The organism is Phaeovulum sp., from assembly GCF_041596715.1.
Classification (GTDB): Bacteria; Pseudomonadota; Alphaproteobacteria; order Rhodobacterales; family Rhodobacteraceae; genus UBA6213.
Window position 1 is genome coordinate 1 of sequence record NZ_JBFHIA010000139.1, and the last position, 8,442, is coordinate 8,442.

An 8,442-nucleotide genomic window follows, 5' to 3' on the forward strand; every position below is an offset into this window, starting at 1 on the left:
GATGCTGTTTCAGGGCTCTGCGCTTTTTGACAGCCTGCCGGTCTGGCAAAATGTCGCCTTCCGGCTGATGCGCGGCACAAGCAAGCGCCCCCGCGCCGAAGCACGCGAGATCGCCATTGAAAAGCTGCGGCGGGTCGGTCTAGGGCCAGAGGTGGCCGAGCTTTACCCCGCCGAGCTTTCGGGCGGCATGCAAAAGCGGGTGGGTCTTGCCCGGGCCATCGCCGCGGACCCCGAAATCATATTTTTTGACGAACCGACCACCGGGCTCGATCCGATCATGGCCGGGGTGATTGACGACTTGATCCGCGAAATCGTCGTGGAAATGGGTGCCACCGCTATGACCATCACGCATGACATGCGCACCGTGCGCGCGGTCGCGGATCGGGTTGCGATGCTGCACGAAGGGACCATCCGCTGGACCGGCACCGTGCAGGAAATGGACGCAACACCAGATCCTTACGTGCATCAATTCATCAACGGCCTCGCCCAGGGCCCGATTGCTTCGGTGCGCTGATGCGGGTCGCGCGCTGGCTGAACCTTGCGCTGCTGGTGGTGTTGCCGGTCGCGTGGTTCGCGCCGCTTTTGCGCGCGGGGTTCCTGCCGTTTTTTGATCTCGACTCGATTTCGGTGATTTCAGGTCTGCAGGCGCTTTGGCAAAAAGACGTGGCGCTCGCCTTGCTGGTCACGTTTTTCGCGCTGTTTGCGCCCTATGTAAAAACCCTCGGCTTGGCGTTGGTGCAATTCGATCTTGCCTCACCGCGCGTGCTGCCGCTGCTGCGCGGGCTTGGCAGGCTTGCCATGGCCGACATCTTCCTCATCGCGCTCTATATCGTTCTGGCGAAAGGCGTCGGCCTAGGCCGCATCGAGACCGCATGGGGGCTTTATCTTTTTACGGGCTGCATCCTTCTCAGCCTCGCGCTGTCGCATATCGGCCGCAAAGACCGCTGAGGCGGCCTGCCTCCGGCGGGGATATTTTGTCTGAAGCAGGCGCGGATTAGGACCTTATTAACCGAATGCACCGCAACATCTGCGCGCGGTACAGGCGGGGACGCCGATGACCGCCTGAAGCAGGACGCCCCGTTTCCCCGGCTCTCGCCGCCCGAAACGGGGCGTTTTTTACAATGCTTCAGCAGAAATATCCCGGGGGGCTGCGGGGGGTTGACCCCCCGCTCTTGCTGCACGTCGCGGATTCGGGCAGGAAGAGCCATGGCCAAACCCTCCTCGTCTTTCGCCTGTTCGCAATGCGGCGCCGTGCACCCGAAATGGGCCGGGCGCTGTGATGCCTGTGGCGGTTGGAACACGCTGATCGAGGCCGCGCCGCTGACCAGTGGCGCAGGTGCGCGCACGCTTGGCGGTGCCCGCGGAAAGCAGATCACGCTGAGCACGCTGACCACCGAAGAGACAGCGCCGGTGCGCGCGATTTCGGGCATGGTCGAGTTTGACCGCGTGCTTGGCGGCGGGTTGGTGCCGGGGTCTGCGATCCTGCTTGGCGGCGACCCCGGCATTGGCAAATCGACCCTGCTGTTACAGGTCGCGGCGCGGTTTGCGCGCGCCGGGCACGAGAGCCTGTACATTTCGGGCGAAGAGGCACCGGCGCAGGTGCGGATGCGTGCATTGCGGCTTGGGCTTACCGATGCGCCATTGCGGCTGGGCGCTGAAACCAGCCTGCGCGACATTCTCACAACGCTCGATGCCGAACGTCCGGCACTTGCGATCATCGATTCGATCCAGACGCTTTGGGCCGACATGGTCGAGGCGGCACCGGGCTCGGTCAGCCAGGTGCGCGCGGCCTGTCACGAGTTGGTCAGCTTTGCCAAGCGCACGGGCACTTCGGTGATTCTCGTGGGGCATGTGACCAAGGATGGGCAGATTGCCGGGCCCCGGGTGGTGGAGCATATGGTCGACACCGTGCTCTATTTCGAAGGCGAGCGCGGGCATCAGTTTCGGATTCTGCGCGCCGTGAAAAGCCGTTTTGGCCCTGCCGACGAGATCGGGGTTTTCGAGATGACGGGCGCGGGGCTTGCCGAAGTGCCAAACCCTTCGGCGCTGTTCTTGTCGGAGCGCGGGCAGGCGGCGCCGGGTTCGGCGGTTTTTGCCGGGATCGAGGGCTCTCGACCGGTCTTGACCGAGATCCAGGCGCTGGTCGCGCCATCGACGCTCGCCAGCCCCCGGCGCACAGTCGTCGGGCTCGACTCGGGGCGGGTCTCAACGATTCTCGCGGTGCTCGAAAGCCGCTGCTCGATTCCTTTTGCGGGGCTTGATGTGTTTCTCAACGTCGCGGGCGGCATGAAAGTCAGCGAGCCTGCGGCTGATCTGGCGCTGGCTGCCGCGCTTTTGAGTGCGCGCGAAGACATCGCCCTGCCCGCCGATCTGGTGCTTTTTGGCGAAATCAGCCTGTCGGGGGCGTTGCGCCCTGTCGGCCAATCCGAAAACAGGTTGAAAGAAGCGCAAAAACTTGGTTTTTCACAGGCCATTGCTCCGGAGCGAACCAAGGCCGAACCGGGCGAGGGCATAAAGTTGCGCAAGGTCCCGGATCTTGTGACGTTTGTAGGCGAGATGTTCGGCGCGGGCTGAGCCCCGCGGAAAGGGAGACATGGACGGCTTTACCATTATCGACGCCATTGTGGCCGTCATCATTCTGCTATCCGCGATCCTTGCCTACAGCCGCGGGCTGGTGCGCGAAGGGCTGGCCATTGCGGGCTGGGTGGCCGCTGCGGTGCTGGCCTATATGTTCGCGCCCGCCGCGCGACCGCTGGTGCAGCAGATCCCGGTGATCGACAAGTTCCTTGGCGATAGCTGCGAATTGGCGACGATTGCGGGCTTTGCCGGTGTCTTTGCACTTGCGCTGATCGTGTTCTCGATCATCACGCCGCTGTTTGCCTCGGTCGTGCAACGCTCGGCGTTGGGCGGCATCGACCAGGGGCTGGGGTTTCTGTTCGGCGTGGCGCGCGGTGTCGTGTTGGTTGCGGTAGCGTTTGTGGTGTTCGACCGGGTGGTGGTGGACCGCACCTTCCCGGTGGTGGACGATTCGCGTAGCGCACAGATTTTCGCCTCGGTGCAGACCAGCCTTGAGTCCGAGATGCCAACCGATGCCCCCGGCTGGGTGGTGCAGCGGTTCGAGGCGCTAGTTGCCGCCTGCCCCGCCCCCACCCCCTCTAACTGAGCCGGCGGACCGCATAACACTGCAAGAACCGGTGCAAACGGGGCAATATTGACCCGAATGCTGCTGCGCCTGCGCAAGCGTGACGGCTTTCCATGGCCCTTGCCGCGTGACAGAAGCCCGCTTCCCCGTTAAAGGACACTCAAGCCTGCCAAGAGGATTCGACCACCGATGCGCCAGCTGCCCCAACACCCATTCGACGCTGACAAGTTGCACGAGGAATGTGGAGTATTCGGGGTCATCGGTGTGGCAGAGGCTGCGAACTTCGTGGCGCTTGGTTTGCACGCATTGCAGCACCGCGGGCAAGAAGCGGGAGGGATCGTTTCCTACGACCCTGAAACCGGCTTCAACTCGGCACGCCGTTTTGGCTATGTGCGCGACAATTTCACCAAGGCAAGCCTGATGGAGACCTTGCCGGGCGAGCTTGCTATCGGCCATGTGCGCTATTCCACCGCGGGGTCAAAGGGCGCGACAGCACTTCGTGACGTGCAGCCGTTCTTTGGCGAGTTCTCGATGGGGGGCTGCGCGATTGCGCATAATGGCAACCTGACCAACGCCACCAGCCTGCGCCGCGAGTTGATCGAGCGGGGGTCGATCTTTCAGTCTTCGTCGGACAGCGAATGTATCATTCACCTGATGGCGCGCTCGATCCAGCGCTCGCTTTCCGAACGCATCAAGGATGCCCTTCGCCGTGTGGAAGGGGCGTTTTCGATAGTTGCGATGACCCGCACCAAACTGATCGGCGTGCGCGATGCGTTGGGCGTGCGGCCGCTCGTGCTGGGGCGGATTGGCGATGAAGGCTATGTGCTTTCGTCCGAGACCTGCGGGCTCGACATCATCGGCGCCGAGTTCCTGCGCGAGATCGAGCCGGGCGAAATGGTGGTGATCTCTAAAGGCAAGATCGAAAGCTCGCGCCCGTTTGGCCCATCGCGCGGCCGTTTTTGCATTTTCGAGCACGTCTACTTCTCGCGCCCCGACAGTATCATAGGCGGCCGATCGGTGTATGAAACGCGCCGCCAGATTGGCGTGGAACTGGCGCGCGAAGCGCCGGTCGAGGCCGATCTGGTCTGCCCGGTGCCCGATTCAGGCACCCCCGCCGCCATCGGCTTTGCGCATGAATCCGGTATCCCCTACGGCATGGGGATCATCCGCAACCAATATATGGGCCGCACTTTCATCGAGCCGACCGAAAGCATCCGCAACATGGGGGTGCGCCTGAAGCTCAACGTCAACCGCGCGCTGATAAAGGGCAAGCGGGTGATTCTGGTGGACGACTCGGTGGTGCGCGGCACGACCAGCCGCAAGATCAAGGACATGATCCTTGATGCAGGTGCGGCCGAGGTGCATTTTCGCATCGCATCCCCCCCTACGGCATGGCCCTGCTTTTACGGCGTCGATACGCCCGAGCGCGCCAAGCTATTGGCCGCGACGATGAGCGAAGAGGAAATGCGCGACTGGATCGGCGTGGACAGCCTGCGCTTTGTCTCGCTTGACGGGCTTTATCGCGCGGTCGGCGCGGTTGAAGGGCGCAACAAGGCGCACCCGCAATACTGCGACGCTTGCTTCACCGGGCAATACCCGGTGGCACCTTCCGACCAGATCGAGGCGGGCTTTCAGATGCAGGTGGCGGAATAGGCGCAGAAGCCTGGCCGATGCCCTGTCAGGCCGGCAATTCGTCGATCCGGTTCGCCAAGGATTCCGCCTGCGCGGCTATTTCTGCAAAGGTTTCCGTAACCTGTGCCGGAATCACCGGCACCTCGACGCGGGCGGGGTTTTCCAGCGCGGCGGCAAGTGCGGCCTCGGCAGTCTCGGCGCGGTCGAGCGCGGCGCGCAACTGATCTTCGAAACCTGCGGTCTTGTCGGCCAGCATCAGCCCTGCCATCAGCAACATGCGGACTTCGGGCAGACGGCCCATCTGCCCCGCCAATGCGGTGGCCTCGGTATCCAGCAGCGCCGCGGCAGAGTGCAGAAAATGCTCCTCGCCCTCAGCGCAGGCGACTTCAAAGCTGCGTCCGCCGATTTCAATGCGAATCTCAGGCATGTTCGCCCTCCGTTGCGGTCTTGGGTGCGACGAGCGGCTCTAGCCCAGCGATGATATCGTTCAGTTCTGCCTGATCGGCTGCGCGTTCGGCGCGCAGGGCACCGAGTTCGGCCTCCATCACCCGGTTGATCAGCGCGCCATCGCCAAGCCCCGCCTCGACCGCTTCGCTCAGCTTGCGGTTGGCGGCAGCCAATTCGGCATTGGCGCGCCGCAGGCGCAAAAGATCGCGCAGGTGGCTTTCAGCCTCGGCCTTTGCGGCGGCGAGCTTGCGCTCTAGCGCGCCCAGCGTGGATTCCTGCTTTTCACGGATCGCGCGAACTCGCTCGGAAAGCTGCGCATTGGCGGCGCGCTCGGCCTCAAGCTCTTCGCGCAGCGAATTGTCGCTTGCGCCCGCTGCGGCTTGCCCGCTTTGCCCCAGCCGTTCCAGCCCCGCGCCAATCCGCGCCAGAGCGGCGCTGATGCGGCGTTCGTAATCGCTCATGTCGCTCATATGCCGTCTCCGGTCTGGTTCCGCCAAGTGCCGCGTTTGCCGCCTGCGCCCGAATCGGCCGGGCGCTACGCTGCCAGACAATATTAACGTAAACTTCTGTGCGCTGCGCCCCCCTTTTCGATCAAGGGCTTGGGGGCTGCGCTTGATCTTGGCGGTTGGCCTGCTATCAGGGGGCAACCTGCCACCCCAGCCGAAAGGTCGCCCCTTGGATATCGCCACGCTTCGCGCGCGTCATGCGCAACACTGGTCGCTTGCCACCGCAGTTCGGACTCTGGCGATGGATGCGGTGCAGGCCGCCAACTCTGGCCACCCCGGTATGCCGATGGGTATGGCCGATGTGGCGACCGTGCTGTTTCAACGGCACCTGAAGTTTGACGCCGCCGCCCCGCATTGGGCCGACCGCGACCGCTTTATCTTGTCAGCCGGGCACGGCTCGGCGCTGATCTATGCGCTGCTGCATCTGACCGGCTACCAGCAGATGACGCTTGAGCAGATCAAGAACTTCCGCCAATGGGGCTCGATCACCGCAGGCCACCCCGAATATGGCCATGTCGAGGGCGTGGAAACCACCACCGGCCCCTTGGGCCAAGGCATCGCCACCGCCGTTGGCTTTGCGATGGCAGAGCAGTCGATGCAGGCGCGGTTCGGCGCCAAGCTGGTCGATCACCGCACTTGGGTGATTGCCGGCGACGGTTGCCTGATGGAGGGGATCAGCCACGAGGCGCTCGGCCTTGCCGGGATGCAGCAGTTGAACAAGCTGGTGCTGCTTTGGGATAATAACGACATCACCATCGATGGCCGCGTGTCACTGTCAGACCGCACCGATCAGCGCGCGCGTTTTGCCGCCGCGGGCTGGACGGTGCTTTCGTGCGATGGCCACGACCCCGACGATATCGACCGCGCGCTGACCGAGGCAAAGGCCGCCAAGGGCCCGGTGCTGGTTGACTGCAAAACGATCATCGGTTTTGGCAGCCCGAAAAAGGCCGATAGCTCTGGCGCGCATGGCTCGCCACTGGGCCCGGACGAGATTGCCGCAACCAAGGCGGTCTATGGCTGGGACCATGGTCCTTTCGAGGTTCCGCCCGCGATCAAGGCGGAATGGGAGGCCATCGGTGCCCGTGGTGCCGCCGCGCGCGCGGAATGGGAGGCGCGGCTTGCCGCGACAGGCCCCGGCAAACGCGCAGAGTTCCTTCGGCAGATGGCGGGTGACGCACCGAAGAAGCTCGTCTCGGCGCTTCGCGCCTTCCGCAAGGACGTGGCCGCCAAGGCACCCAAGGTTGCCACTCGCAAGGCCAGCGAAATGGTGTTGGCAGCGGTCAACCCGGTGATGCCCGAAACCATCGGCGGCTCGGCCGACCTGACCGGTTCGAACCTGACAAAAACCGCCGATCTGGGCGTGTTCGGCCCCGAAAACCGCAAGGGCCGCTATGTTTATTTCGGCATCCGCGAACATGGCATGGCGGCGGCGATGAACGGCATGTGGCTGCACGGCGGCGTGCGCCCCTATGGCGGCACGTTCCTTTGCTTTACCGATTATGCGCGCGGCGCGATGCGGCTTTCGGCGCTGATGGGTTTGCCCGTCACCTATGTGATGACGCATGACAGCATCGGCCTTGGCGAAGACGGCCCGACCCACCAGCCGGTGGAGCATCTGGCGATCTGCCGCGCGACGCCCAACACCTACACCTTCCGCCCCGCCGATGTGGTGGAAACCGCCGAGGCGTGGGAGCTGGCGCTGACAAGCAAGTCCACGCCTTCGGTCTTGGCGCTTAGCCGTCAGAACCTGCCGACGCTGCGCACCACCTACAGCGCGCAAAACCTGTCTGCGCGCGGTGCCTATGTGCTGGCCGAGGCGGCAGGCAAGCGGCAGGCGATCTTGATGGCAACCGGATCCGAGGTCGAAATCGCGCTGAAGGCACGCGACATTCTGCAAGCGAAGGCAATCGGCACAAGGGTCGTGTCGATGCCCTGTATGGAGCTTTTTGCTGCGCAGGACGAAAGCTACCGGCGCAAGATTCTGCCCGCTGGCGCGGTGCGCGTGGCCGTTGAAGCCGCAGCACGTCAGCCCTGGGACCGCTGGCTACTGGGCGAGCGTGGGCGCGATGGCAAGGCGGCCTTCGTGGGCATGGAGCATTTCGGTGCCTCTGCCCCGGCCGAGCGGTTGTATGCAGAGTTCGGCATTACGCCCGAGGCGGTCGCGGCAAAGGTGATGGCGCTGTTGTGAGCGAAACCCGCTTTGGTATTGGTAAAATGAGGGGGCTTCGCGCCCCCTCCTTCATTGCTGCCATGCCGCCGCAGGCGCGCGGCATCGCGCTGCTACTGGTGGCGCTTGCACTGTTTACGCTGATGGATGCCGCGGCAAAGACCCTTGGCGCGCGCTATCACACTGGACAAGTGGTCTGGGCGCGTTTTGCTGTCAACGCGCTGGTGCTGGTTCTGGTCTTTCGTGGCCGGATGCCCGCATTGCTGCGCAGCCGCCAGCCTTGGATGCAATTGTTGCGCGCACTTACCCAGATTGCCACGGTGACGCTGTTCTTCGTGTCGATCCGCTACATCGGCCTTGCCGAAGCCGCGGCGCTGACCGACCTCAACCCGGTTATCATTACGCTGGGTGCCGCGCTGTTTCTGGGCGAGAGGCTGGGGCCACGGCGGCTGGCGGGCATTGCGGTTGCCTTTGCCGGCGCGATGATCATCTTGCGGCCCGGCGCGGGAGTGATGCACCCTGCGGCGCTGTTGGCGCTTGCGGCGGCC

The 8,442-nt window shown here is 64.0% G+C and carries 9 protein-coding genes; 7 read left to right on the top strand and 2 right to left on the bottom strand.

The features are described from left to right. The 5 genes from ABY403_RS10360 to purF form a co-directional block, all read left to right on the top strand. Positions 1-514: ABC transporter ATP-binding protein (locus tag ABY403_RS10360; RefSeq protein ID WP_372840725.1), on the top strand; the 514-nt coding region annotated here is incomplete at its 5' end. Next, entirely contained in the window at positions 514-948 is a 435-nt protein-coding gene (locus ABY403_RS10365; RefSeq protein WP_372840726.1) for a paraquat-inducible protein A, read from the top strand. The genes ABY403_RS10360 and ABY403_RS10365, both read left to right, overlap by 1 nt. Positions 949-1,206: 258 nt before the next feature. Next, positions 1,207-2,574 (top strand): DNA repair protein RadA, encoded by a 1,368-nt coding sequence (gene radA, locus ABY403_RS10370; RefSeq protein ID WP_372840727.1) that lies wholly within the window; start codon positions 1,207-1,209, stop codon positions 2,572-2,574. Between the two features lie 19 nt (positions 2,575-2,593). Then, positions 2,594-3,163, top strand: a complete 570-nt coding sequence (locus ABY403_RS10375; RefSeq protein WP_372840728.1) for a CvpA family protein — start codon at positions 2,594-2,596, stop codon at positions 3,161-3,163. 168 nt (positions 3,164-3,331) lie between these two features. Further along, a complete protein-coding gene (purF, locus tag ABY403_RS10380; protein WP_372840729.1) occupies positions 3,332-4,795 on the top strand; it encodes an amidophosphoribosyltransferase in 1,464 nt (487 codons plus the stop codon). 25 nt (positions 4,796-4,820) lie between these two features. Here purF and ABY403_RS10385 read toward each other — a convergent pair whose 3' ends face one another. After that, positions 4,821-5,201, bottom strand: a complete 381-nt coding sequence (locus tag ABY403_RS10385; RefSeq protein ID WP_372840730.1) for a cell division protein ZapA — start codon at positions 5,199-5,201, stop codon at positions 4,821-4,823. Next, positions 5,194-5,691, bottom strand: coding sequence for a hypothetical protein (locus ABY403_RS10390; protein ID WP_372840731.1), 498 nt, complete (start codon positions 5,689-5,691; stop codon positions 5,194-5,196). Before ABY403_RS10390 ends, ABY403_RS10385 begins: the two co-directional genes overlap by 8 nt. Positions 5,692-5,896: 205 nt before the next feature. Between ABY403_RS10390 and tkt the strand changes: the two genes are divergently transcribed. Then, entirely contained in the window at positions 5,897-7,915 is a 2,019-nt protein-coding gene (gene tkt / locus ABY403_RS10395) for a transketolase (protein ID WP_372840732.1), read from the top strand. 26 nt (positions 7,916-7,941) lie between these two features. Next, positions 7,942-8,442: DMT family transporter (locus ABY403_RS10400; RefSeq protein WP_372840733.1), on the top strand; the 501-nt coding region annotated here is incomplete at its 3' end.

Coding starts and splice junctions, on each gene's coding strand:
- ABY403_RS10365 (WP_372840726.1), top strand. CDS start 514: ATGCGGGTCGCGCGCTGGCTGAACCTTGCGCTGCTGGTGGTGTTGCCG.
- radA (WP_372840727.1), top strand. CDS start 1,207: ATGGCCAAACCCTCCTCGTCTTTCGCCTGTTCGCAATGCGGCGCCGTG.
- ABY403_RS10375 (WP_372840728.1), top strand. CDS start 2,594: ATGGACGGCTTTACCATTATCGACGCCATTGTGGCCGTCATCATTCTG.
- purF (WP_372840729.1), top strand. CDS start 3,332: ATGCGCCAGCTGCCCCAACACCCATTCGACGCTGACAAGTTGCACGAG.
- ABY403_RS10385 (WP_372840730.1), bottom strand. CDS start 5,201: ATGCCTGAGATTCGCATTGAAATCGGCGGACGCAGCTTTGAAGTCGCC.
- ABY403_RS10390 (WP_372840731.1), bottom strand. CDS start 5,691: ATGAGCGACATGAGCGATTACGAACGCCGCATCAGCGCCGCTCTGGCG.